Raw genomic sequence first — 26108 nt, 5'->3', positions numbered from 1 at the left:
GCCTCATAAAAAAGAGATCAACGATGTTATTCATCGTTGATCTCTTTTATTTTGATCCTTATTACAGCAATTAGCGACCAAACCATCTGCTAACTTGCCTAACTATTTCAGTTTAAAATAGATGGATCTTTTGTCGGACTCCAGCTTACTATCATTTCTATAAAGAACAAGGTTGTTCTCCTTGCCTTTGATTATTGGCAGAACAACTTTACCCGAAGCGTCAAAAGAACCCGGTTTACTTGGGGTGACTTCAGGAAAATCAGCCAACAACTTTTCGATATTTTCTCCGAGAGATCCCTCAAAATAGTCACTAGAGCCACCAATATAGTACTGTCCACTGGATGTTTCTACCCCCCAAATGGTAGGTGTAAAACTTGAAAGGAACTTCCGCCCTTGGTCCTGACTACCTTTTACAAGAGTGGCGTTTTTCACCTTAAGCGTTACATCAAGCAGGACATAATCTACAGCTACATCGGGATCAGTGACATGTTCCTCATACCCAAGCGCATGTAATTGTCCGAGAGTAGTCGGCGTAACCTTATTGATAGTGAAAGAATATTGAACAGATGTTGAATCACCCTTAGGACTATAATTGTTATCAAGGTCCGTATAAGTAAAAGAAGTACCCAACTTCACTGCATCTGCAAACGAAGCGCCGCTGTTACTGGAAGTCGTAGCGGAAGATGATGCCGCAGGCTTTGGTGTTGGCTGCGGAGTAGACTCGGTTGCAGACGGAGTAGATACTGTTGCTGGCTTCGCAGTGGCTTGTGCAACTGTATTGTCCTTATCCGGGACAACGGATGTTGATGTTCCGCCGTTCGCCGATGTGATCACAACAGCTTGACGACTGTTGTCCCATTTCACAGTTGCCCCCAGTGCTTCAGATACAGCCTTGGCGGATACATAGCTATGTCCCTCATAGATAATTGGGTACATTGTTCCTTCACTACTTGACAGGTTCACTTTCTGATTATCCACTTCAATACTGATGGCCGCATTCTGATATGCAGAAATCTTCTTCAATGTCGTGTCTGCGTAAGCGACTGCACCCACAGCCAACAGCATTGAGCTAACTGTAATAATTGACATGACTTTTTTGCTTGTTACCTTTAGCATCTTACACTCTTCTTTCATGTTTATGTATATGAATCTAAAAAATTATATCACTTTATATCGAATTTTGTAAATATTGGAATGGTAGGATATTCGTTCTTTATTTGTGAATACTTAAAAAAGACACATTTCCATTGCCCAACGCCACATTTCGCCTCAAAATGGCCGATATTTTGGTAAGCCTTAATAACTATGACCTTGTCAGTAGAGTCTGATAATATCTGAAAAAAGGTAGATTTCTGTTTCGTGACATTTTTTTCCGTTTCAGCTCCAATTTAACGGATCACACATAGAAAGAATCGCTGCTCCTCTCCGCAGGGAGAGGAGCAGCGATTCTTGAAACAGAAGAACGCAAAGGGATGAATATACACGTATTTCCGCTCTTCAGAATAAATATTGCTACGAGCCAATTCAGACTTCTTTTCTCTACTACAGGGACTACAGCTTCCAGATACGGTACAGAATGACTGCCGCTTCAGCACGGGTAAGCGTATCGTTCGGCGCAATTCTATTATTCTTTCCGTTTACGACTCCGGATTGGATCAACAATGATGCGCTGTCTTTTGCGTAGCTGGAAATACTTGCTTCATCAAGATAAGCAGCAGCTACAACGCCGCTCGCCTTAACTTGCTTACCGGCTGCCGCCAGCGCGCGTGCTGTCAGCACCATCATATCTTGTCTGGAGATATTGCTATTGGGTCTGAACGTATCATCTTTAAAACCTGTAGCAATTCCCAATTCCTTCGCGATGACCAGTTCATCATAATAATAGTCCGTCTTTTGGACATCGCTGAACATTATTGCACTTTTGCCCGTTCCCTTCAGTTCAAGCGCTCTTACGAGGAGAGCAATGAAATCCGCTCGTTTGATTGAATCTGCAGGTGAAAAACTGTTCGTGGACGTTCCTTTAATGATATCGCGAGCCGCCATAACGTCTATAGCTTGTTTCGCCCAAGACAGATTCTGCAGATCTCCGAAGTCTTTCTTTACGAAGGTTACTGCATAAGTGCTGAAGTGGGTTGTTTGAAAGACCACCGTTTGGGTTGCAGCATCATATCGGCCGTTCGAAACCGGCAGTACGTTGCCTTTGCCATCGATGTACCAAACGACGATAAGCTCCGGATGGCTTAGCTCCTCCGCTGTCGGCACGTAAGGAATGGCTACCGTTACAGGTGCTTTAGGGTTATTCCAAGGAATAACTTTGTCACCTGCTACTACGCTTAGACCGATAATTGGACGGTTGCCAATCATATTGCGGGTAGCTGCTTCCAAGCTGTCCGTGGTGACTTTACTTATTCGTATAGAAACTTGCTCAGCATTGTCTGTTACGTTAGACAGCATATTGCTTGGAATTTGAATTGTGGCATTTTCCGTCTTAAGCCATAGTTCAAAGTTTTCTTTCCCCGTTAGGCTTTGGGTCGGTAATTGTATATCATACCCTTTCCCGTCCGTTTGCTTTGGCACTTCAATGATAATTTGTTTCTTGCCGTTTGCCGCTACAGTAGCCTGCTCAAGCGCTTTTTTCATGTTGTCGCTGGAGATGGTACCTATAGCACGCCCGTTGTCGGACTTTACCTCCAGTTTAATCGTAACAACACCATCTTTGTTTGTAATGGCTCCAGGCTGTGGAGTTGATACTACATTACCCGAGTTACTGCTACCCGTTGGCGCATTTGTTGGTGCTGGCGTCGCTGTTGGAACAGGTGTCGGGGTTGCCGATGGTTCCGTTGGGTTTGTTGGATCGGTTGGATCGGTTGGATCGGTTGGGTCAGTTGGATCGGTTGGGCTCGTTGGTGTCGGTGTCGGTGCTGTTGTCGGCGTTGGAGTGGGTTCCGGACCCGTAGATTTACCCTTTAGAGTAAGCACACCATAAACGGATGTGTCCATATACCCAGTTCCACTCGTATCATTCCAAGCCGCGACACTTTGACGTGAGCCCTCTTTAGCATCGTTGATCTGTACATCAAAACCAAGCTTTTTATCGTTGTCCGGAGTGATCCCTTGAAGTGGAATCTTCACTTCAACCGTATAGTTTGTTCCGGAAATCCGGGTTGCCGATTCAAAACCGGCTGCGATACTTAAAGGATTAAATGAAGTCTCGTTGTCAAAATTGATTCTGTACTGGCCGTCATCATCTTGATAGAACGTCGTTTTCCCATTATTTTGGTCCACGAAGATTTCGACCGAATCCTGTTCATGTGCATTCACACTGCTCTTATCAAGCTGTGTATCACTCACCTGGATCAGGACATATAAATTTTGATCATCCCAGAGTGCTTTTGCCACTCCACTCGCTCCTTGCCAAGCGGTTTGATACCGATTGACCGGAATCTCAGCGGTCTGGCTCCAGATCTCGTCGACTGTTCCGTCTATAACAGGTGCAGCAAATTTAGCGGTAGATTGATTGGCTTCTACTGTTTCAGGCTCATGCTCTTCAATGAAGGTATCAGGATCGATAACGCCATAGTAAGCTGGCTTGGCTTGCAGATTTTTATCGAATAACAACGGATTGGATGAAGCTCTCCAGCTTGTGTTATCATCCATTCCCCAGAAGGTAACACGTTTGATAGAATCAGCGTGATCCCTGAAGATATTTAACAACTGCGCATATAGATAGCCCTGCGCATTAGCAAGCTTTTCAGAGAGCTGATAGTTGGTTCCGGCCTGAATGTCCAGCTCAGTTATGCTTACTTCGACACCCAAGGAAATGAACTTTTCCAAGGAAAGCTTCACATTCTCTGGGTTCGTATTAATGCTGTAGTGCCCCTGCATGCCAACACCGTCGATAAGCAATTTGCCAGGGTGAGTCAGCGCGTACCTATCATTGATTTCTTTGACCATACTGTAGATGGCTTGCGCTTTATTCTGATTATCTTCGTTATAATCGTTGTAATAGAGCTTAATATCCCAATCTGGATGCGCGTCCAATACTTCTCTTGCCGCCAGGAAGGCTTGCTCTACGTAATCTGCTCCAATGGCACTTTTCCATGGGGCGGATCGCAGCGCTGTTTTCCAATCTGTTGGGTTGGATGGATTATCGCTCATCGCCTCGTTTACAACATCCCAAGAGATCACCTTGTCACCAAAATGCTCCATAACGGTTTGGATATGGGTCTGCAAATTCACAAGAGCTTCATCCCGTCCCAAGGGGATTGTGTTGTTAGCTGCGTCTGTTGTTGTATTCAGCCATGCAGGCGATTGTTGATGCCATACCAACACATGTCCATGCATCTGCATGCCCTCACCCAGTACTTTATCTACAATTGTATCTGCCGCGGTAAACGTGAAGTTGTCCTTAGTAGGCTGCAACGCGTCCGGCTTCATGGCATTACCTGCCGTAGCAACATTGTGATGCATTTTCAAAAGCTCAAGTCTGACACCTTCCAGATCCTCAGCGGTTATCGCATTTCCGATCAGAAAGTCATTCTGATAAGCATCCTTAATCGGTATAAGATCTTTTTCGATATCTACCGGGCCAGAGCCTACCTTTTCAAAATTAATATCATCAATATAAAAAGAGGCCGTGCTATTACTGGAGCTTTCCACATAAATGGTCAAATACTCACTGCTTACATTGTTATAACGGTAGGACCCCTCAAACTGAATCCAGCCATCGCTTGCACTGATGGTTTTAGGTGCGAGCTGCACATAATTGGCGCTGCTGCCATTGCCAACCTGCGTGGACAGCTGGAGCTGCGAGCTTGCAGGCTGGATCAGCTTGACCCATAACGAAATTTTATATTCGTAGCCTTTGTCCACATACTTCTCCACACGTAATGTCGGCCCATGCCATGTACTGGTTCTTCCCTCAACCTTCAAAGCGTATGAACCATCATCCGTATGATTCGCTTCATTAGTAACCGTAAGCGTTTCTGTACCTGCCCTGCCTTCAAAACCACCTGGCGTTTGATCCTCAAAAGTAACAGTGGTAAAAGGTAAAGCTGGGTCTCTAGGTGTTTCTGGTGTTGGAGTTGGCTCTACGGTAGCCACCTTTTCTGTGACCAATACATCCCCAATGTAGAACGGAACCGTTTTCCCGTCATCGTTGGATTGAACACGCAGTGTTGTATCTTTGTCCGTATCCACGGTAAATTCTTTCGTCAAGGTGACCGCTTGACCTGCTTCATAATTCACATTTGCCAAAAGAGCGTAGCTGCCTATCGCTTGAAGATAAGCTTGGGCACCGCTAGGTACAATCACATCAGCGTCTACATAAACGGATGCAGTTACCGTGTAGGTTTTGCCGTTCTCTAGGCCCATGTCGCTGAATTTAAAATCAGCCGCGTCCCAGTTATTCGCTCTATTGCTTACATATAAAGCTGCCCCGTCAGCATTGCCCGCAAAAACCTTTCCGGTGACAGGGGTTAGGTTAGCGCTGCCTGATTGTGAGGCTAAACCTTTGCCACTCACAAAAGTTTCGTGATAGATTTCTTTATCCGTTTCCGTCACTGCTTTTTTTGCTGTAATGAGAAGCTCACCAATGTAGAACGGAACCGTTTTCCCGTCATCGTTGGATTGAACACGCAGTGTTGTATCTTTGTCCGTATCCACGGTAAATTCTTTCGTCAAGGTGACCGCTTGACCTGCTTCATAATTCACATTTGCCAAAAGAGCATAGCTGCCTATCGCTTGAAGATAAGCTTGGGCACCGCTAGGTATAGTCGCATTAGCATCCACATAGACTGATGCAGTCACCGTGTAGGTTTTGCCGTTCTCTAGGCCCATATCGCTGAATTTAAAATCAGCCGCGTCCCAGTTATTCGCTCTGTTGCTTACATATAAAGCTGCGCCGTCAGCATTGCCAGTAAAAACTTTATCATTCACAGGTGTAAGGCTAGCACTGCCTGCTTGAGCTGCAATCCCCTTGCCACTCGCAAAAGTTTCATGATATACCGTTACCCTATCTGATGATACTGTCGTATCCTGCGCCGCAGCTTCAGTAACCGGAGCGATCCAGCTTGTCGGAATAAGCAAGGCAGCTGCGAGTAAGATCGAGATTACTTGTTTAAGCATTCTACTCATTTAATGCATTCCTCCTCTAGTGATTTTCATAAAAATCAGTTAATGACCTACCTTATTAGCACCAGCCCTATATTCCCACGCTAATTTCCTTACCTGCTAAATCCTTAATTTCAACAGTGGTACAATCATCCCGAAGAGCAGTAGAACATCATCACAAATGAATCTTTTTACTTACAGATCCCCTTCTTATATGTAAACGCTTTCATGTCTACTCACACTATTTTACAGCCTCGCTGCTACGCACTACTACGCTAATATTAAAGGTGTTACCCCCCATAATTATAGGAAAACATAGGTATGATTAAAGATTCTACAAATTTAACCCAAAAAGAAAACCCCACTTACGGACCGTTGAACGTAACGGAAGGTAACGGGGAATTGGTTTGTTAGTTGTTCTGCCGCATAATTAAATGGTCTGTTTGGATAACGCTCCAAAATATTCTACAACTACCTCCCGAAATTCCAAAGCGGCCTGCGAAATGTACCGGCTCCTGTGCCACAATAAAGCTATCTCCCTTTCCAATTCGTGATTCTCTACTTGGAGGTATTGGATATCTTCCCGTGAATTCCGTGCCGTGCTTGGTATGAAAGCTAAACCAATTTCAGCTTCCACAAGAGTGCTAAGCCTTGCAGGTTCATCTCCCTCATACACATATTTAGGCACAAATCCAACTGATTTGCATACAGAGTCTATTAAATCGCGAGTACCATAGCCACTCTTTACCCCAACAAACCACTCATCCCTTAGCTCTATCAAAGTTACGCTGCTTCGATTGGCCAGCCGATGCCCCTTTGGAACAGCCACAAGAATTGGATCGATAAAGACGATTTGACATTCGATGTCATCCCCTTTTATTGGAGGTGAGGATAAGCAATAATCAACCTCTCCTCTATTAAGAAGTGTAACCATTTCCTGCGTGGTCAGCATTTGTACATGGTATTGAATATCAGGCCGCTTTTTCCGAAACTCTCGCAGGATATTGGGTAATGTGCTTGCCGTCGTCACCGCTAATTCGAGTGTGCCATGTTCAGGACTTGATAAATCGCTAAGCTCCTGTTTTCCCTGCTCCAATTCAAACAATGCCCTTTCAGTCCGGCGAAGGAACCGGCTTCCGGACTCATTCAGTCGCAGCTTTCTTCCTACCCGATCGAATAAAGGTACCCCCAGATCCTCCTCCAAACGCTGAATCGTTTTGCTTAGTGAAGATTGAGTAACGTGTAGATTTCGTGCAGCTTCAGTCATATGTTCCAACCGAGCTACCGCGAGAAAATATTGCAGTTGCAAAAGTTCCAATTCGCACCTCCGTTCATTCCCTCTAGTCAATGAGATCATAACATAAAATGCGTTGGAATGAATAATCGATTTCAAGTACGATGACATTAATAAGCTTTAGGGGGATTTAAAATGAGTGTTCGCAACAGGTGGTTAATGATTTCAGTAGGTCTGGGGATTTTATTGAACCCTTTAAATTCTTCGATGGTGGCTGTGGCTATTCCAAGGCTACAAAATGTATTCCAGCTTGACTATACAGGTGTTTCCTGGATTATTTTTTCTTTTTACATTGCAAGTAGCATCGCTCAACCTGTCATGGGAAAGGCCAGCGATTTATTCGGCCGGAGGAAAATATTTCTTACCGGGCTTGTCGTATCCTTCATTGCAGGTTTATTTGCTCCTTTCTCCCCAAACTTTGGCTGTCTCATCGTGTTCCGTATTGTGCAAGCCATTGGAACTAGCATGATGGTTGCCGTTGGAATGGCCATTGTGCGGATTCATATTACGGAGAAACAAGCGACCGCACTATCTGTTTTATCCATCTTCCTATCCGGCGCGGCAGCAATTGGTCCCTTTATTGGAGGGGTTATTATTCACTGGTGGGACTGGCCAGCTATCTTTTTCGTCAATATTCCATTCGTGGTCGCTAGCTTTTTATTATCTTGGAAGCATATCCCCAAGGACGAACCGTCAACAACCGTTACCCGGGGAATGTCCCTGCGCAAATGGTTTGATTTGATTGATGCGTCAGGAATCCTGCTCTTCACTGTGGGGCTGATTGCCGTGCTCCTTGGATTGCTTTCAGCAAAATCATCCGGACATATCTCATTAATACATGTCATTACCTTGCTAACAGGACTCGTTCTGCTAGGAGTATTCGTCCGGCATGAGCTAACAGCGGCATCACCCTTTATTCCTTTACGTACATTTGCCAAATACCCGGCAATGACTTGGGTTAATGTTGAATTCATGCTCGTTAATGTACTTTTTTACTCACTCTTTTTCGGGATCCCATCCTACTTGCAAATGGTACGTCATGTCAGTGAATTCCAAACAGGAATTCTCATGCTAACGCTGGGATTATGCTCACTGATTACTGCTCCAATAGCAGGACGCTGGATCGATAGATCAGGACCCCGGCCAGCATTGCTAGTGTCCGGGGTCCTGATGACATTGGGATCAGTGTGGCTTGTGACCTTAAATCAGACTTCACCAGTTATCAGTGTATGTGTGGCTTTAGCTGCATTCGGTATTAGCAACGGATTGAACAATGTCGGCCTGCAAGCAGCCTTGTTCCAAAGTTCTCCAAAAGAAATAATCGGTGTAGCCTCCGGATTATTTAATACATCGAGATACCTGGGAACCATTCTCTCTTCATTGTTAATAGGTATCATAATGGGAGGTAAGTTTAGCTTCGAGGGATTTCAAGTCCTTGGGGTTATCCTCACGGTAATTGCATTGTCTTTGGTATTCATGAGTCGGAAGCACCGTGAGTCAGGGCAATTGCAGAAATCGGCTAATTCGGGCGCTAAAAAATAGGAAAGTGCAGACAAATAAGACCTGTCATCAGACGGGTCTTGTTTTGTTATTTTAATGCGTAGCCTCAGCTCTTTATGAGTTTTATTTAACTCTTCAAGGTGGGGATAAACTCGATTCATAAATAGGATAATAAATAAAGCGCCCATAGTAAACTTGTGCTCGGTGAGCCAAAAACATAATGAAGAAACCAGATTTACATATATTTTTCATGTGAAAACAGTTTCGGCAGCTCGATATTTTGAAACTTGTCCCGGCTTGAACCGTAATTTTTAAGAACAAAGACACAGCACAGCAGAGAGGAGCTATCATTAGTGGAATATTACCGCAACAATGTAGCCGACAGTTTACAGGATGTTCAGAGTTCAGCTAACGGGCTTACTTCGGCAGAAGTCGACAAACGTCTGAAAGATTATGGTTTTAACGAATTAAAAGGAAAGAAAAAAGATCCTGTTTGGAAGCTTTTTCTTGAAAACTTCAAAGACCCTATGGTAGTCGTACTGCTTATAGCCGCCATTGTCCAGATTGTTATGGGACAAGTTATGGAGTCGCTTATTATTTTCCTCGTGTTGATTCTCAATGCAGTTATAAGTGTCATCCAGACCCGTAAAGCGGAGAGTTCACTTGATGCCTTGCAGCAGATGTCAGCACCCGAGGCCAAAGTGCTGCGTGATGGAGAATTAAAAACCGTCCCGGCAAGGGAACTTGTTCGCGGTGATATCGTATGGCTGGAAGCCGGCGATTTCGTACCCGCCGATGGCCGGATTATAGAATCGGAAAGCTTAAAAATAAATGAGGGTATGCTAACCGGAGAATCCGAAGCTGTGGAAAAGCATACGAATATCATCGCGAAAGAATCTCCGCTTGGAGACCGGCGTAATATGGCGTTCAGCGGTTCACTAGTTGTATATGGCCGCGGAAGCCTGGTAGTAACGGGAACTGCACTCACTACCGAAATCGGTAAAATTGCTGAACTCATTGAAAGCGCCGAAGCCAAGCAAACGCCGCTGCAGCGCAAGCTCGAAACATTCAGCAAGCAGCTGGGGGTAGCAATTATACTCCTGTCCATTGTAATCTTTGCCATCCAGGCCGGACGCGTTTGGTTGTCGAATGATACTGTGGATACAACAGAAGCTATCCTGAATGCGTTAATGTTTGCAGTCGCTGTGGCGGTTGCTGCGATTCCCGAAGCTCTTTCCTCAATAGTAACCATTGTCCTATCCGTAGGTACTAATAAGATGGCTAAGCAACATGCGATTATTCGTAAGCTGCCCGCTGTCGAAGCCCTTGGGTCAACCAGTGTCATCTGTACAGATAAAACAGGTACCCTCACCCAGAATAAAATGACTGTTGTAGATTACTTTTTGCCAGAAGGGGACCGTGATCAATTCAATCAAGCGCCTGAAGAATGGTCTGAAGAAGCCCGGCGGCTCCTGCATATTGCTGTGCTCTGCAACGACTCTAACATTAATGAGGATGGTAAAGAGCTGGGTGATCCTACAGAGGTAGCACTTATTGCCTTCAGCAACAGCAAGAATAAAGATTATAAGGAAATACGCGATAATTTCCCGCGCGAAGCCGAGCTACCTTTTGACTCGGATCGCAAGCTGATGACGACCTTGCATACTTTTAACGGGCAAAAAGCAATGATTACTAAAGGTGGACCCGATGTGCTCTTTGGTCTATGCTCGCATGTACTGTTAAGTGGAAAAGAAGTGCTGATGACACCAGAAGTTCTTGAACACTTCTTCGAAGCCAATGAGGAGTTCTCCAGCAGAGCACTACGTGTACTTGCTTATGCCTACAAAACCGTACCAAATACGGTTACTGAAGTCGGATTGGAGGATGAACAAAATCTGGTGCTCGTAGGTTTGACAGCTATGATTGATCCACCTCGGGAAGCTGTCTACGGCGCGATCGCAGAGTCTCAGAAGGCTGGCATCCGAACCATCATGATTACCGGTGATCATAAGACAACCGCACAAGCGATCGGCCGCGATATCGGTCTGATGACTGAGAATGAAATTGCCGTAACCGGCCAAGAACTCGATGCCATGTCTGACAAGGAACTTGATCAAAAACTCGAACAGATTGGTGTGTACGCCCGTGTCTCCCCGGAGAACAAGATCAGAATTGTCCGCGCGTGGCAGCGGAAAGGCAAAATAACAGCCATGACCGGTGATGGTGTAAATGACGCGCCTGCTTTGAAACAAGCAGATATCGGAGTTGCCATGGGCAGTGGAACCGATGTTGCCAAAGATGCGGCTGCCATGATTTTGACCGATGATAATTTTGTATCTATTGTCAATGCTGTATCTGTGGGCAGAACGGTATTTGACAATATCAAAAAAGCGATCGCCTATTTGTTTTCAGGTAACCTGGGTGCAATTATCGCCATCCTCTTTGCCCTTATTTTCAACTGGATTAATCCCTTCACAGCGATTCAGCTTCTATTCATCAATCTGGCGAATGATTCTCTGCCCGCCATTGCTCTCGGGATGGAAAAACCTGAACCTAATGTGATGAACAGAAAACCAAGAGAGCTCAAGGAAGGAATATTCGCAGGAGGAATGATGCAGGCGATTGTCACTCGTGGTCTACTCATAGGTATAGCTGTAATCATATCCCTGTATATCGGACTTCAGGATTCGCCTGATATGGGCGTAGCTATGGCATTCACAACCCTGATCTTGTCTCGTACGTTGCAGACCTTTGCCGCCCGTTCGAACAGTCAAACTGCTATTGAAGCTGGCCTTTTCAGCAACAAATACGTCATCGGAGCCGTTCTGGTCTGCTTTGCCTTTTACGGCATTGCGGTACTGCCAGGGGTTAGAGAAATCTTCTCGATTCCGGCTACATTTGGAATGTCAGAGTGGCTGATTGCAGCAGGCTTAGCCCTCGGCTCCCTCATCCTAATGGAAATAACGAAGGTTGTTCGAAGAGCTTTTACACCCAAATCTGATGAACAGAATCCTGTAAATTCCTGAGTTAGCTATAATCGACCGGAAAGACAAGACAGCGATTCTCCAATGATGGAGTATCGCTGTTTTTCTGACATCCAGAGTTAAACCTAGAAAAAACTTCTGTTGATTTTAATCAAAATAAAATAATTCTTCGAATTTTTTATCCAACGCAATACATAAAATCAAAGCTAATTTTGCAGTAGGGTTAAACTGCCCCGTTTCAATCGAGCTTATAGTATTTCTTGAGACACCCACCATTTCTGCCAATTGTGCTTGCGATAATTTTTGTTCTGTTCTTGCTTCGCGCAGTTTATTTTTTAAAACCAAATGTTCACTCATACTAATCACTCATTCCATAAAAGTAAATAAACAAAAAATAAACACTTATAATTAATCCTAAAATGAATTTGAGTAAATCCATCTTCTTCTTAGTTACAGAATACATTCCAAGTCCTTCAAAGCCCAAATATCCAAAAAACATAGCTATCATAGCTTTTAATGCAAAATTTGTTTCCTGACTATGATTATATAAATTGAAGACACTCAGAATGCAAAATACAATCAACATTCCAATGAATCCGCTTTTTCTGCCTTTAGCAAATACAAATTCTTTTCCTTCGTCTCCTTTTTCATTTCTGCTTTTTTCTAATATTTCTTCCTTTTTCATAAAAATTTCTCCTTTCAGATTGAAAAGATGATGACAAGTTTTCTTGTCATCATTATTATAATACGCCAAGTTTTCTTGTCAAATAAAAAAATAGCCCACTCCAATCCAAAGATTGGTAGTGGGCTATTTTCTATACCTTCATATATTCGTTATATAATTGCTCGAAAGTATTGTATCGTTCGACTTTCCTGCCTACCTTGTTGTATTCCTCCAGATATTCATCCATGACCTTCAGAAACTCATTTTTAAAGACTTGAAGATGGTCAGAATCAAAATACTGCATGATATCAAACTTTTTGGTTCCCTTCCATTCTGTCATTTCATCAAGAAAACCTTGTATGCCCATTGCTGCTAGATACGCATACGATCTATCACCCGATTCTACACTTGCTATAATCTTATTGCGGTAGTTGCACCATAATTCCTCATAAGTTCCGCCAAGATTATCATAGCTTGGGACAGGCTGCACTACAAAATCCTTATACATTTTATTATATAAATCATTGATGTTTTTAAGTGCCTTATATGCTGCACTTCTGATTTCATCGATAGTCTTCGCCTCTATCACAGCCATATATGTCATTTCAAAATCATCAGGAACATAACGGTACGTAGCTATTTCCTCCAAATATCTTTTCATTCCCCGTTTGAAATAAGTATTGTTCAAATGAGTCAGCGTATTTAATAAATTGTATAAAACTTCGCTTGAAGCATACCTTACTGCTCCTATATCTTCAGAAAGTAATGTATTCGCATATTCCTGTTTTGCTATGTCTATACACTTTTTCGCTCTACTGATACATTCTCTCCCTATAGGCATTGCCAGAGCATCGAGTGCTCTCTGTTTATATAAATTTAGCTTTTCCAAATATTCGGGTTTTGCACAGTATAACACCTGTAAATCCACCAGACATGAAATCATTGGACTCTCGAGATTGGCTTGATCTTCTATCCTTGTTTCCCATGGCGTACAATATAGATCGTATCCAATATCATCCAAAATAAAACACGAAGATATTCCCCAGCCCTGCTCTGTGTTATTAATTATGATTAGATCAAGATCGCTTTTTTCATGAAAATCCCCAGTACTAAAAGAACCTGTAAGCCCAATAATTGCAATATCATCAGAAAAATCTCTCTTAGCCCGTTCAATGACCATGCTAATAAGCTTTTCATTTTTGATTAAGATCTTTTCTTTATGAACAGCATCCATATCCATGTCCCCTCTCCAACCTTATTAATTCTATTGTATAAGCATGTTGTTAGAGTAGGTATTCCAACTTTAATTATATTAAATCTGTACCAAGCCTTTCCTCTCCTTCAAAGAAAACAAAAAAACGCGCTGGCAAGAGCATAATTAGCTTCTCTCCAACACGTTTTATAGTCGTTAGTGAATATTTTTCTTTTTGAAACTGCCGCCCTTAACTTCTGCAACATCGTAGACTACTACAAAGGCATTCGGGTCAATTTCACGAATAATATCTTTTATTTTACTTTCTTCCAGACGGTTAATGACACAAGTAATTTCTTTGAATTGTTCATTGGAGTAGCCGCCATAAGCATCTGTATAAGTTGCTCCACGACCCAATCGGTCACGAATAGTCTCGACCATGATTTCCGGTTGAATGGTGATGATTTTAAACGTTTTAGAGCCACTCAAACCTTCTTCAATAATATGAATGACCTTAGAAGCAATAAAATAAGCAAGCGCTGATAGAATAGCCCCTTGTAGGCCAAATACTGTTGAAACAACAATAAAGACAAACATGTTTAGAAATAAGATTAAATCACTGGTCCCAAAAGGTAATTTTCGTGAAAGTAAGACAGCTAACATATCTATCCCATCTAATGCTCCACCATTACGTAAGGTTAAACCCATACCAAAACCGATAATAATCCCGCCAACAACGGTAATTAATAAGGTATCACCTTCTATAATCGTCGGTACATGATGCATAAGACTAGTGCCAATAGCCAGTGAAGCAATACCGATAACGGAGTAAAGAGCAAAGCTTTTACCAATTTGCTTATACCCTAGCCATACAAAAGGGATATTAATTATGCCAATTAACAGCCCTAGCGGTAAGCCAAACAGTTCAGAGCCAACGATGCTTAGACCTGTGACACCTCCATCTGAGACGTTGTTGGGTATCAATACGGATTCTAGACCATAGGCAGCTATTAGCGCCCCAATAATAATCATGAATACTTTTGAGAATATCTTGAGTTTATTTGATTTCTGTTTTCGCGTTTCAATCATTGAATTTCTCCGTTTCACATTGCTTAATTTAGTCCATAAAAATTTCCTCTAAAGGTCTTCCGTCACCTGGATTAAAATCAATCCCTAAAATCTTTGCCATCGTGGGGGCTATATCTACCATTTCGATGTCCCCTATATGATGCCCATTTCTAATCTTTTCCCCGGAGACAACCAAGTTGCATCTATAGCCGTCTTTATCAGGAGAATAGCCATGCGTGGCAAATTTAACGCCTTGTTTGTCCAAATCAACAATCGTTGGTTCATCCATACTTTCGTCGAAACAATAACCTCTCTTAGCCTCAAGCATATACTTTGTGGTTTGGCCCACATGAAAATAATCCAGTTCATCTCTAGCATACAATTTCTCTATACCTGAGGATTCATCTCTCATATTATCTCCAATAACAGCTAATGCTATTTGCTCAGCTTCTTCATCGCCCTGCCGGATATGCAAGTAAGCCGCTCCACCCCCACACTGAAAGTAAGCTCTCCACTTCATTTCGCCGTTCTCTTCATAGATCAGGCCCTTTTCCTGCAAAAGGTTGTTTAAATGCACCTTGTACCTAACATTAAACTGGCCATGGTCCCCCAAAATTAAAAAAATCGTATCATCCTTTATCCCCGCTTCATCCACTGCCTGCATAATATCGCCTACCCTTTTATCCATACGTGTGATTACCTGCTTCACTTCGTCACTGTCAGTTCCATAAGCATGTTTGGCATCATCCAGATCGATCAGATGCATCATTAGAAGATTAGGTTTTTTGCGCTTAATCGTGTCTATAGCACATTTGGTCGTGAAGTCATCCAGATAGGGCTGCTCAATCCCTTTGCGGATCCGGCCATATTTCAGCTCCATATCCACGCAGTATAAGGGGCTTCCGCTTTTTAATATCTTCAGTGCCTGATTTTCGTTTTTGATGGCTCTGATTTCAGATATATTGTATTGGATGGAGGATTTACCCGATACTGGCCATAGGATTCCGGCGGTGCTCATCTTATGCTCGCGCGCAACATCGTAAATCGTTGGCACCTTGATCGCATTTCTAAACCAGAACCAATTCTGCTCCTCTTCCTTAATAAAGGGCTGAAACGGATTGTTGTGATGGATGCCATGCTTATCCGGATATACACCGGTTGCTATGGTGGTGTGCACTACATATGTGAGCGTGGGATACACACTTTTCAATTTATGGCTATGGGCTCCGTTTTTAATTAATTCCGCTAAGTTTGGAAGCCGGCTGGCCAATGCCCAGTGGTCTTCTGAAAAGGCATCGTAAGAGATGACGATCAAATGCTTGGCCATAGCCGTTTGTGCTTTAATTGACTTCATAGAATAAGCCCCTTAGGTTCGTCATGTTCAGGCTGCTCTTTAGGTAAAGTTATAAATACGAATAATCCAATAATAAAAAGGGGGATAATCGCTAAAATACTAAATTTAGCATTACCTGTTAAGGTTGTTGTTAAAGACATTACAGCAGGACCAACAATGGCCGCGAACTTGCCAAAAATATTGTAAAAACCAAAGAATTCATTGGAATTCTCCTTTGGAATGATCTTCGCATAATAAGACCTGCTGAGCGCCTGAATGCCTCCCTGAGCGGAACCAATTAGCGCACCTAGAATAAATATATGCCACACTGAAGTGATAAAAAAAGCTGCGATGCAGGAAAGGATATATGTAACAATCCCCACGATGATCAAAGTCCTGGCGGAGTATTTTTTGGCGAGATTACCATACAGGATTGCACAAGGAAAAGCGATGATCTGGATAACTAATAATATCCCCAGTAAGGTAAAGGTGTCAAAAGCATCCGCACCCAGAACCGATGTGGCATAGGGCACCACCATTTTAATAATCGTATCTACCCCATCAATATAAAGAAAGTACGCAATTAAGAAAACAAATACAACTTTATGCTGTCTAACATTCCTAAAGGTGTCTCCCAGTCTTTTAAAACTGTTGATTACAGGTCTTGGTTCAGGCTCAATATAATATCTCTGCTTCACATCTCTGATCATGGGTATGGTCAGCAGCCCCCACCAAAGGGCAGTAATGATAAACCCAATCTGATAACCGATCGACTTATCCATCCCCATAAACAGAATCATTAGCAGGCTGATGCCAAATGGAATGACGCTGGCGATATATCCATAAGCAAAACCTTTTGTGGATACCTTATCCATCCTTTCATCAGTGGTTATATCCACAAGAAAAGAGTCATAAAAAATATTGGCCCCAGCAAAACCTATGACGGACAGGATGTAAAACACAATCAATAACTACCACTGCCCGCTCGCAGGTGCAACGAATGCCAACGAAGCCGTAGCCAGCACACCGATCAAAGAGAAAAATAAGAAAAAGCGCTTTTTCTTATCCTTGTAATCTGCGATCGTGCCTAAAATCGGACTAAGGATAGCCACAAGAATACTAGCAATGGAGTTAAAGTACCCTAAATCCATGCTGCTGTTAACATTTGAAAACATGCCAAATACAATAGGCAATAATGCAGTTGTAACCGCCATCGAATAGGCTGAATTCCCGCAGTCATATAAAATCCATGATTTTTCCTCTTTGCTAAGTTTCATCTAACAGCCACCTTTTCACCTATTTGTAACTGTTATATCATTTCAGCATAAGAGCCATGTTAAATGAATGTTAATTACATCACAACTTCTTCATAAAAAAACGACCTTTTAAAATTGAAAGGTCGCTTACTCGCTTTTATATATGAATTTAATATTTGACGATATATTCGCAATATTCATCCCCATTAACATTACATTTTATTTCCCGGACGGAAACTCGTTTCCCACGAATTTTAGTAAGTGCTCCTTCGATAATGGCCCCCTCCAGGTCACAAACCATTTTCCCTTCCATAATAGGTAAACCTTCGCAGAAACAATCGTGTACTGCAATCGTCATCCCCTTGTCATCTTCATGGGTTATTATAGGAATCCCTATCTTCAATTGTTCGAATAACTCGAATAGTTCATTAACCGAGGTAACACCAAATTCTTCCCCAATTTTTCTTCCTATAGTCAACGTTGTACCCTTACCATTCATGGGTAACGCTTGATATAAACCAATAAGTCTAATCGTTCTGAAAAGCTCTAAAGGTACGACATTGCCTAAATTTTTCCTCTTTATTTTTTTCATATCTGTAAAAGTAAATTGATCCATGCCAGTAGCCTCCAATTGCTTATGTAATATATATTTCAAATTTAATTGATATATTGAGTATAAACGTATCCAATAATTGCTTTGTGATCTTACGCACATCCTGATTTTTTGTAGAACCATAACAAAAAAAGCAACTTCCCTGTTGGCAAGTCGCTCCTTCATTCATTAGCTGCAGCAGCATCTCAAATATGATAATCATAAACCCAAGGCAAAATAACCCTCACGCTAGTTCCAACCTGAACCTCTGAATCTACCTTAATATGCCCCCCATACATTTCAATTAATTGTTTACAAATCGATAATCCAATCCCTGTCCCTTTTTGCTTGGTAGTAAAGAAAGGGTCAAATATCCGTTTTAATTTATCCTGTGAAATTCCTTCTCCGTTGTCTTTAAAGAGTAGAATAATTTCGTTTGTCTCAGCAGCTGTGGTAACAGAAATATCTATTCTGCCTCTAAAAGCTGTGAAGGAATCGATACTATTTTTCAAAATATTAAGAATTACCTGCTCTAGCTGAGAGGCGCTTCCAAACGTTAGTACTTTTTCTAAAGAGCACTCTACTGAAAGTATAATATCATCACTAAGTATGAGTTGATTCACAATGTTATTAACTCTATGTATAACCTCCATAACGTTAAATACTACGCCGTTATTTTTCGTACTGTCACCTTTTCGAGCCAGTATTAGAAAATCCGTTACTAATCCATTCAGAGCATCAATCTCTTTGATGGTGATATCCAGATATGCACGCAATTCATCCGCTTTGATCTCCGGCTCATTTAGCCTGATATTTACAAGCTGAGCAAAACCTTTAATCGAAGCTAGCGGATTTCTTATTTCATGCGCCATTCCTGCTGCCATTTGTCCCATAACAGCAATTTTTTGTTCATGTAAATTGTCAATCTGTTGATTTTTATTAGACAAATAACCTTGTGCAAAGCCAGTAAAACGGGTCCAGTTGCATTCCATTAAACGATTATAAAAAAACAATCGGATCGCGGAATCATCTACAAACTCTTCAATGATCTTAAACATAATATTCTGAGCGGTTAAATTTAAATCCTTGCTCATATCAAGTAAAATATCAAAATGATCACCGAATATTTCTGCAGTATAAACCCCTTGCTCAGCCCCCTCTTTTTCTAGCAGGTTTAAGTATTGATCATAACCAAAAGAATCAAAAAACAAGGCTTCTACCATACTCATTAATATCGTACTGAATGATGAATCTAACAATTCCTTATGCGTCTCTACAAACCAGGAGAATTCGATGTTTTTCATAGTCATGGAATGATAATGCCTGTTTAAAATGATTGGAACTGCTAAGATTAATGACGAACGCAATTCATTTTCTTTGTATGACATTGTCATCCTCCTTCTTTGTAGTTTGTATTCAAGATATGTGTATATTTTCCTGCTTCAAAAACACAGTAATTCACTTTGTTTTAATCATCATATTATATTCTGGACTTGACTGTTAGAGTGGCATCGAAGATAATTACAACCTCACCAAAAAACCAAAAAAACTATAATTAGGAAGATCACTGATTTTGAAAAGGGGCGGTCGTCATTAGCTGGTTAAGTGATCTCTACAAATTACAGAAGCAGGAGCTAAAGAAGGACATCGAGCCCTCTTTAGTCAATGCTATCTTTCGCATGTATGATAAATTTCCCAGGATTGGACTTAAAGAGCGGATCGGCCAGCAGGATATGTCTCTAGATATCGCTGATGCCTATATTAATGGTCGTAACGCGATGATTGAAGCTGGAGTCGGCATCGGCAAGTCCTTTGCCTACCTCATTCCCAGCCTGCTTATTAACCAAATCTCAAGGCAACCGGTTATTATTGCGACATCCTCCATACAACTTTCAGAACAAATACATAAAGATCTGAGATTCATCGGAAGTCGGCTCGGATTTACAAGGGTACGTTCGGTAGTTGGAAAAGGCATGGGGCAGTATGCTTGCCGGTATAGGGCAGCAGATCTGTTCCAAGCGGATGATTCAAACGCCCCTCTGTCTGCGCTTGCTCAACAGATTGTCAATTATGAAATTGATGAGCGGGCAGATATTAAGGGCGGGGTTAGTGATGCAGTATGGTCTAACGTTTGTGTGAATGATTGCAAATTTGAACGTTGCCATTATAAAAGTACATGTACGTTTTATGAGATGAGAGCTAAAATTAATGCCAACGCGAGCGATATGGATTTTATTATCGTAAACCAGGATCTGCTCATCCGTGATTTAATCAAGAAAAAGGAAGGAACGAAGGGGTTAATCACTGAACGGCCGGCTCTGATCGTAATTGATGAAGCTCATAATCTGGAAGCAAAGGTTAGAGATGCAAGAACGGTCGAATTTACATACCGGGGAACCTGCCGTATTCTGGATGACGCCTTACAGATTCTCTTCAAGCAATCTGCCGATACGGAGCTTATGCCGCAATTTAAATTTATAAAAAGATGCGTTGGCCATATTTTTAAACAAGTTGAGGCAGACTTACTGCAAACAGCCAAGCAGGACAATGACCGTATAAAAATATCGCAGATCACAGGAATCCCCTTAAAACGAGCAGCACAGGTTTTAAAAGATTTTAATCTCAGCCTTTCCGTCTTAACTTCACGGCATGAGCGGGAGATTGACAATATTTTCGAAGCCATGAACGGACTTATCGACCTCTTTGATGTACTCGCCGGAGTAGAGGATAACTATCTGATCTGGGCAAGCAATACCCAGCGGGAGAGTACCCTTAGTATCTGCCCTAAAGGGATAAGCCAGTTTCTGAAATATACCTTATTTAACGGGAAAACCTCTGTTATTTTAACGTCAGCAACGATGTGTCAAAGCGGAGAAACGCTGGAGGAACAATACGCTTATCTCACTGAGTCCCTCGGTTACAGGGGAGATTATATGGAGCGCCAAGCTTCACCGTTTGATTATGACAACCACACCATGCTGTACATTGCCAAGGACATCCCCTACTATAACCATCAGCGGCGGGAAGATTATCTTGAAGCGGCATACAAAGAAATGATGAAGCTCTGTAATTTAACAGACGGGCGGACATTGGTTCTTTTTTCAGCTAAAGAGGATATGAAGTATATTCATAAGAAATTAAACTCTGAGAAGCTGGCATGGGCATTACATGTTCAAAGGGAAGGCTCGTCCCAGGACGGGGTGATAGCTGACTTTCGGGGCAGTAAAGGCGTTCTACTTAGTACCGGTGTATTCTGGGAAGGTGTGAATATCGAAGGTTCCGATTTGTCGCAGTTAATCATTTTCCGTCTGCCTTTCCCTGTTCCTGCCGATCCTGTCTATGAATATAAGACTTCGATGGCAAAGAATCCCTTGAAAGAGGTTTTTGTACCGGACATGCTGCTTCGGTTAAGACAAGGAACCGGGCGCCTGATCCGCAGTGAAACTGACCTTGGTGTGCTCAGCATACTTGATTCCCGCCTGTCCATTGCCGCCAAAAAGGATTACCGGGATCAGGTACTGGAAGCCTTACCTTTTAAAAAGGTTACTGAGGATTTCAAGGTTCTGGAGAAGTTTGTGAAAGAAAAAGGGATACAGCTTAGTGATACGTAGAGAGATGAAAAAAAGCAACCCATCCGCAGACAAGTCGCTTCTAAACCCTATAACGTTATCTGGCAATTAAACTACTTTATGTTTGTATACCCGCATCGCTATTAAATAAGCAACTACTAGAATGGCTATGCACCATATGATGGCTCCCCAAATATCATTGCCGACAGGCTGCCCCATCAGGAGGGAGCGAACCGCTTCTACTATAGATGTAACGGGCTGGTTTTCAGCAAAGGCGCGAACGACTGGCGGCATCGATTCGGTAGGCACAAAGGCCGAGCTGATGAAAGGTAGGAAAATAATCGGATATGAAAAAGCAGTCGCGCCGTCCACCGATTTTGCGGATAGTCCAGCAATTGCTGCGACCCAAGTTAGAGCCAGTGTAAACAATATGAGGATGCCGGCAACCGCCAGCCATGAGAGCACTCCTGCCGATGAACGAAACCCCATAATCAATGCAACAAGAATGATGACGCTAACTGAAATCGCATTGGATATCAGGGAGGTCAGCACATGTCCCCACAGCAGGGTAGAACGTGCAATCGGCATAGAATGGAATCTCTGAAAAATCCCTTTTTGCACATCATTAAACAGGCGGTAAGCCGTATAAGTTACACCACTTGCAATAGCGATCAGTATGATCCCGGGCAATAAATAATTCACATAGTTATCCGTACCCGCCTGGATGGCCCCACCGAACACGTAAACAAACAACAGCATAAATGCAATTGGCATGATAGTTACCGTGATGATGGTATCCATACTGCGGAGAATATGGCGCATAGAACGTCCGAGCATTACACTCATGTCACTGAAAAAGTGCTTCTTAATCATTTCCATTTACTTTCCCTCCTTTTTGCCGATGATTGCGAGGAATATTTCCTCCAGCGTCGGCTGCTTTTCAATGTACTCAACTTTTGCGGGCGGAAAACGCTTTTTTAGTTCTTCGAGTGTACCGCTCGCAATAATTTTACCTTCATGTAGAATGGCGATTTGATCAGCAAGCTGCTCTGCCTCTTCCAAATACTGCGTCGTCAAAAAGACAGTCGTACCGCCGTCGGCAAGCTCCTTAACCATCTTCCATACATCCATCCTTGCCTCAGGATCAAGTCCAGTGGTTGGTTCGTCGAGGAAAATAATCTGCGGTTTTCCAACAAGACTCATCGCGAGATCTAATCTCCGGCGCATCCCGCCTGAATAAGTGGATACCTTGCGATCCGCGGCAGCGGTCAAAGTGAAGCGTTCCAGCAGATCGTCCGCAACTTGACGCGGATGCTTCTCATGGCGGAGCCTCGCAATCATGATCAGATTTTCCCGGCCGGTCAGAATCTCATCCACGGCAGCAAATTGACCCGTCAGGCTGATGGACTGGCGTACATAATCAGGCTTTGTGGCGACATCAAATCCGTTCACTGCAGCAGTCCCGCCATCTTGATTCAGCAAAGTGGTGAGGATTTTGACAATGGTGGTCTTGCCTGCACCATTGGAGCCCAGCAGAGCAAAAACGCTGCCCTGCTCCACTTCAAAATCCACCCCCTTTAAAACTTGAAGCTGTCTGTAGGACTTTTCTAACCCAACCACTTTAATGGACTTGTTCATTGCATTCCCTCCTCAAGGTTTTGTTAGCATATCTTCATGGAATTCCCCCGCAAAACTCACTTCGGAAGCTCAGGCTTATAGAACTGTAACCTTTGTCAAATCAGCGTCCATGCCTTTGAGCGCAGCAAAGGTCAACTTATCCATCATTGCACCATCAAAGTTGATCGTTTTGATTGCACGATAAAACTTCTTGGATAACGAAAACCCGGAGAGGAATGACACATTTTTTAACGTCGCACCTCTAAACGAAATATCGTTCAGCGCCGACTTTTCAAACTTGACCCCGATAAAGGTCTGGCCGTCAAAACATAATCCCCGCAGATCAGAGGTTTTAAATTCCACACCGTCAAAGATACAGTTCTCAAAGATTGTTTTCGTGAGATCAGTCGTACACAGCTTGACGTCGGTCAGTCTTGCACTGATAAATTTCGCCCCTGTAAGTCCTGATGAGCTAAAGTTGGTGCGAACAAGAATAGATTTGTGAAAGCTCGCATTTGCCAGTTCAATGCCGGACAGATTGCAGTCGGTCAGATTAGCGCTGTCGAACTTGGCCTCGCCTACGTCACTGCCCGCGAAAGAACTGCCAGTCAAGTCAGCGCCTGTAAAATCGGAACCCCGCAACGCGCTCACTTTAAAATCCCCTTTATGGGCGGTAACGCCTGCAAAATCACTCTTCGATAAGTTGCTCGCCCTAAAGCTCGTCACCACCTGCCGCTCAAGTGAACGGGAGAGATTGGCAACCTCCTGCACCGTCTGTTCAATGTCGCCGATGCTGTCTATCGTCATCTTAAACGCCGTTTCATCATCCTTGCCTTCAGCCTTGAGTTCACTGAACCGCTCCTGCAAATCGGAAAGGAGGTCACTCTTTAATTCAGCAACGCTTTTTATCCCGTCATAGGGTGCGAATACGCCATTTAAATACATGTTTAATTTCTCATTCATATTATCAAGTCTCCTTATAATAAGTTTTCAAGCACACGCTTTGCGTACTCCCAATTAGTCTTGTTATTGGCGTAAACAGCTTTCCCCTTCTCGGTAATCCGAAAATACTTCCGTCGTCCCCCCTGAGACTCATCCCCCCAATACCATTCAATATCACCGTCTGCCTCAAGCCGCCGGACGCTGGAGTACATCGTAGCTTCTTTTAATTCATACTCGCCTCCGGAACGCTCAGCAATCAATTTGACGATTTCATATCCATAACGATCGGCTTCGGACAAGAGCCGTAATACCATCGTATCGGTATGTCCTCGTAGCAGATCGGATGTGATTTTGTTCTCACTCATTTCATCACCTCATAATCGCATTGTATATCATACTACTGTGACAGTCAAGGTACTTTGATCATCATGTTTATACAAAATAAAAAAATGCCGACCTTAGTTGTCTAAGGCAGCATTTTTCTCTTTTAAGTCTGAAGTTCCAATCTACGCTAATCAGAAATAAGTTGATTTATGTCTGCTGGTAATTCACAGCTACCTGCCGGCAACCCTCACACAAAAATGCATAATAAATCCCCTCGCTGTCCTCGGCCTGTTCCATGTCCATTTGGGCAATAAACTTCATCGTCGTCGAACAGCAAGGGCACACAGGATATTCCGCATCCTGAATCCAAGCCGGATGTCCTCCAATCTGCGACGCAGGCGCCTCAAGCATCCAATACGAATTTTCATAGGTTCCCATCTGCCGTTCCGATAGCTGCATGGCATGCCATGCTATTTCTTCCCTGTCTTCATTTGCAGGCAAAAAATCAGGAACGGTATTATATTCACTCCACGAATATTGGCCATCCAGCTCCGCTTTCATAAACACGGTGCCATAACAATTACAATGCATGCAAGCTGCAATCCTTAACCGCTGGCCGGAAAGCTTCATAAATTGAACCAGTGGATTCTGCAAATCGTAATCAAACAGCACTGTCAATTTACCGCCACACCAAGGGCAGGAATGCTCACCCGTCTGTAGCGCTGCTACCGCCGTATGATCCCGATCCATTCCATTTTTTCCGTCCCTGTTTACTTCAAAATGATAACTCTCGGGGTAAAAGAGCAGCCTTTTCCCACCGTCGGGATCTAATTCCCATCCTGCTTCGTGAGCATAGGTTTCCGGAGCCACATTTAACTCCGATGTCCATCGAGGCGGATGCTGCCGCCATGTCTCGAACTGCCGTACAACCTCTTCATCGCCAATCCAGGCCAATGCAAGCAGCAAATGATTACGGTTTTCCGAGTCATGCTCTAACTGATGAATGATCATATCGCGGATCTCCTGACCCGCTTCTTTATAGAGAATACCGGGATAATACTTCCCTTTGTGAAAAAAAACTTCCAGCCCCCGTTCAATGCGAGCACTTGAAAAACATATAAGCGACAGTAAAATAGTCTCAGCCTGGTCAAAATCATCTTCTTCCATCAATTCAATGGCGTAGGATTCCAATCGCTCCCTTTCGCTTTCAGTCAGTTGACGATACAACTCTTGCGCGGTTTTGTGATAGGGAATTTCGTGTTCAAGCGGGCTCCATCTCCGCGGTTTGTGCATGATTTTAAGAATTTCAACCGGATCATTCACACCTGCGTACAAATCAACGTCTTTTCGATTTTGTTCAATATAAGCCTTTTCCTCCAGCGCAAGCTTCCTCTGATGACAGGGCATGCAGATTCCCCCCGTCTTTAAAGCAGTTGCAGGAAGTATGCTTCCCTTGCAGCCTGAGGTTTGGCAGGGTATACGCTCGCTCATCGTATCTCTCCTATTCTGTATAAGTTATTCTCAAAGACTATTATTAATAAGCTAAACTGCATTATAGAATTAGCTATATTATAGAATTAGCTGCATTAAATATACCACCGGATTTAGCAGCTTTAAATTCATTTCAGATTTCAATTGGATATATCCCCCACCATCACCTTA

Annotated in this window: 18 protein-coding genes and 1 pseudogene; 3 read left to right on the top strand and 16 right to left on the bottom strand. The window is 43.0% G+C overall.

Translation table 11 applies throughout. The annotated features are described in order from the left end of the window. Positions 1-102 precede the first annotated feature (102 nt). The 3 genes from MHI51_RS07490 to MHI51_RS07480 all read right to left on the bottom strand — a co-directional run bounded on the left by MHI51_RS07490 (position 103) and on the right by MHI51_RS07480 (position 7429). On the bottom strand, positions 103-1116 hold the full coding sequence (locus tag MHI51_RS07490) for a stalk domain-containing protein (protein ID WP_076220700.1): 1014 nt from the start codon (positions 1114-1116) through the stop codon (positions 103-105). Positions 1117-1551: 435 nt separating this feature from the next. Continuing rightward, the gene (locus tag MHI51_RS07485; protein ID WP_405173732.1) at positions 1552-6135 is read right to left on the bottom strand and encodes an endo-1,4-beta-xylanase; all 4584 of its coding nucleotides are present in this window, start codon (positions 6133-6135) and stop codon (positions 1552-1554) included. Between the two features lie 406 nt (positions 6136-6541). Next, positions 6542-7429, bottom strand: coding sequence for a LysR family transcriptional regulator (locus tag MHI51_RS07480; protein ID WP_076276570.1), 888 nt, complete (start codon positions 7427-7429; stop codon positions 6542-6544). Between the two features lie 111 nt (positions 7430-7540). On the opposite strand from MHI51_RS07480, the gene MHI51_RS07475 reads away from it, so the two are divergent. Together MHI51_RS07475 and MHI51_RS07470 are read left to right on the top strand one after the other, a co-directional pair. Next, positions 7541-8947 (top strand): MFS transporter, encoded by a 1407-nt coding sequence (locus MHI51_RS07475; RefSeq protein ID WP_076219428.1) that lies wholly within the window; start codon positions 7541-7543, stop codon positions 8945-8947. A gap of 311 nt (positions 8948-9258) precedes the next feature. Next, a complete protein-coding gene (locus tag MHI51_RS07470) occupies positions 9259-11931 on the top strand; it encodes a cation-translocating P-type ATPase (RefSeq protein WP_076219427.1) in 2673 nt (890 codons plus the stop codon). Positions 11932-12036: 105 nt separating this feature from the next. On the opposite strand, the gene MHI51_RS07465 is transcribed toward MHI51_RS07470, so the two are convergent. The 8 genes and pseudogenes from MHI51_RS07465 to MHI51_RS07430 form a co-directional block, all read right to left on the bottom strand. Next, positions 12037-12246 (bottom strand): helix-turn-helix transcriptional regulator, encoded by a 210-nt coding sequence (locus MHI51_RS07465; protein ID WP_076125269.1) that lies wholly within the window; start codon positions 12244-12246, stop codon positions 12037-12039. Between the two features lies 1 nt (position 12247). Continuing rightward, entirely contained in the window at positions 12248-12574 is a 327-nt protein-coding gene (locus MHI51_RS07460; RefSeq protein WP_076185332.1) for a DUF6442 family protein, read from the bottom strand. Between the two features lie 130 nt (positions 12575-12704). Continuing rightward, a complete protein-coding gene (locus MHI51_RS07455; RefSeq protein WP_405173731.1) occupies positions 12705-13793 on the bottom strand; it encodes a nucleotidyltransferase domain-containing protein in 1089 nt (362 codons plus the stop codon). Between the two features lie 168 nt (positions 13794-13961). Beyond that, positions 13962-14834: a YitT family protein gene (locus tag MHI51_RS07450; RefSeq protein ID WP_405173730.1), complete on the bottom strand. Its 873-nt coding sequence runs from the start codon at positions 14832-14834 to the stop codon at positions 13962-13964. Between the two features lie 28 nt (positions 14835-14862). Further along, a complete protein-coding gene (locus MHI51_RS07445) occupies positions 14863-16167 on the bottom strand; it encodes an alkaline phosphatase family protein (RefSeq protein ID WP_405173729.1) in 1305 nt (434 codons plus the stop codon). Continuing rightward, a pseudogene (locus MHI51_RS07440) lies at positions 16164-17423 on the bottom strand (MFS transporter). Before MHI51_RS07440 ends, MHI51_RS07445 begins: the two are co-directional and overlap by 4 nt. A gap of 148 nt (positions 17424-17571) precedes the next feature. Next, the gene (locus tag MHI51_RS07435) at positions 17572-18018 is read right to left on the bottom strand and encodes a V4R domain-containing protein (protein ID WP_076185335.1); all 447 of its coding nucleotides are present in this window, start codon (positions 18016-18018) and stop codon (positions 17572-17574) included. A 182-nt stretch (positions 18019-18200) separates the two neighbouring features. Further along, positions 18201-19382 carry a sensor histidine kinase gene (locus MHI51_RS07430; RefSeq protein ID WP_076219423.1) on the bottom strand — a complete coding sequence of 394 codons (1182 nt, stop codon included), beginning with the start codon at positions 19380-19382 and terminating at the stop codon, positions 18201-18203. A gap of 291 nt (positions 19383-19673) precedes the next feature. On the opposite strand from MHI51_RS07430, the gene MHI51_RS07425 reads away from it, so the two are divergent. Beyond that, positions 19674-21605, top strand: coding sequence for an ATP-dependent DNA helicase (locus MHI51_RS07425; protein WP_405173728.1), 1932 nt, complete (start codon positions 19674-19676; stop codon positions 21603-21605). A gap of 66 nt (positions 21606-21671) precedes the next feature. On the opposite strand, the gene MHI51_RS07420 is transcribed toward MHI51_RS07425, so the two are convergent. From MHI51_RS07420 to MHI51_RS07400, 5 genes are all read right to left on the bottom strand, one after another. After that, the gene (locus MHI51_RS07420; protein WP_076276575.1) at positions 21672-22442 is read right to left on the bottom strand and encodes an ABC transporter permease; all 771 of its coding nucleotides are present in this window, start codon (positions 22440-22442) and stop codon (positions 21672-21674) included. Then, on the bottom strand, positions 22443-23201 hold the full coding sequence (locus MHI51_RS07415; protein ID WP_076185338.1) for an ABC transporter ATP-binding protein: 759 nt from the start codon (positions 23199-23201) through the stop codon (positions 22443-22445). 75 nt (positions 23202-23276) lie between these two features. Then, complete coding sequence (locus MHI51_RS07410; protein WP_076219656.1) at positions 23277-24143, bottom strand: pentapeptide repeat-containing protein; 867 nt, start codon at positions 24141-24143, stop codon at positions 23277-23279. A gap of 14 nt (positions 24144-24157) precedes the next feature. Further along, positions 24158-24487, bottom strand: coding sequence for a PadR family transcriptional regulator (locus tag MHI51_RS07405; RefSeq protein WP_036675798.1), 330 nt, complete (start codon positions 24485-24487; stop codon positions 24158-24160). A 166-nt stretch (positions 24488-24653) separates the two neighbouring features. Beyond that, entirely contained in the window at positions 24654-25937 is a 1284-nt protein-coding gene (locus MHI51_RS07400) for a DUF1963 domain-containing protein (RefSeq protein ID WP_405173727.1), read from the bottom strand. Positions 25938-26108 lie beyond the last annotated feature (171 nt).

The sequence above is a fragment of the Paenibacillus sp. FSL H8-0260 genome (assembly GCF_045040625.1).
Taxonomy (GTDB): domain Bacteria; phylum Bacillota; class Bacilli; order Paenibacillales; family Paenibacillaceae; genus Paenibacillus_AQ; species Paenibacillus_AQ odorifer.
This window is presented reverse-complemented; position numbering and strand designations above follow the sequence as displayed.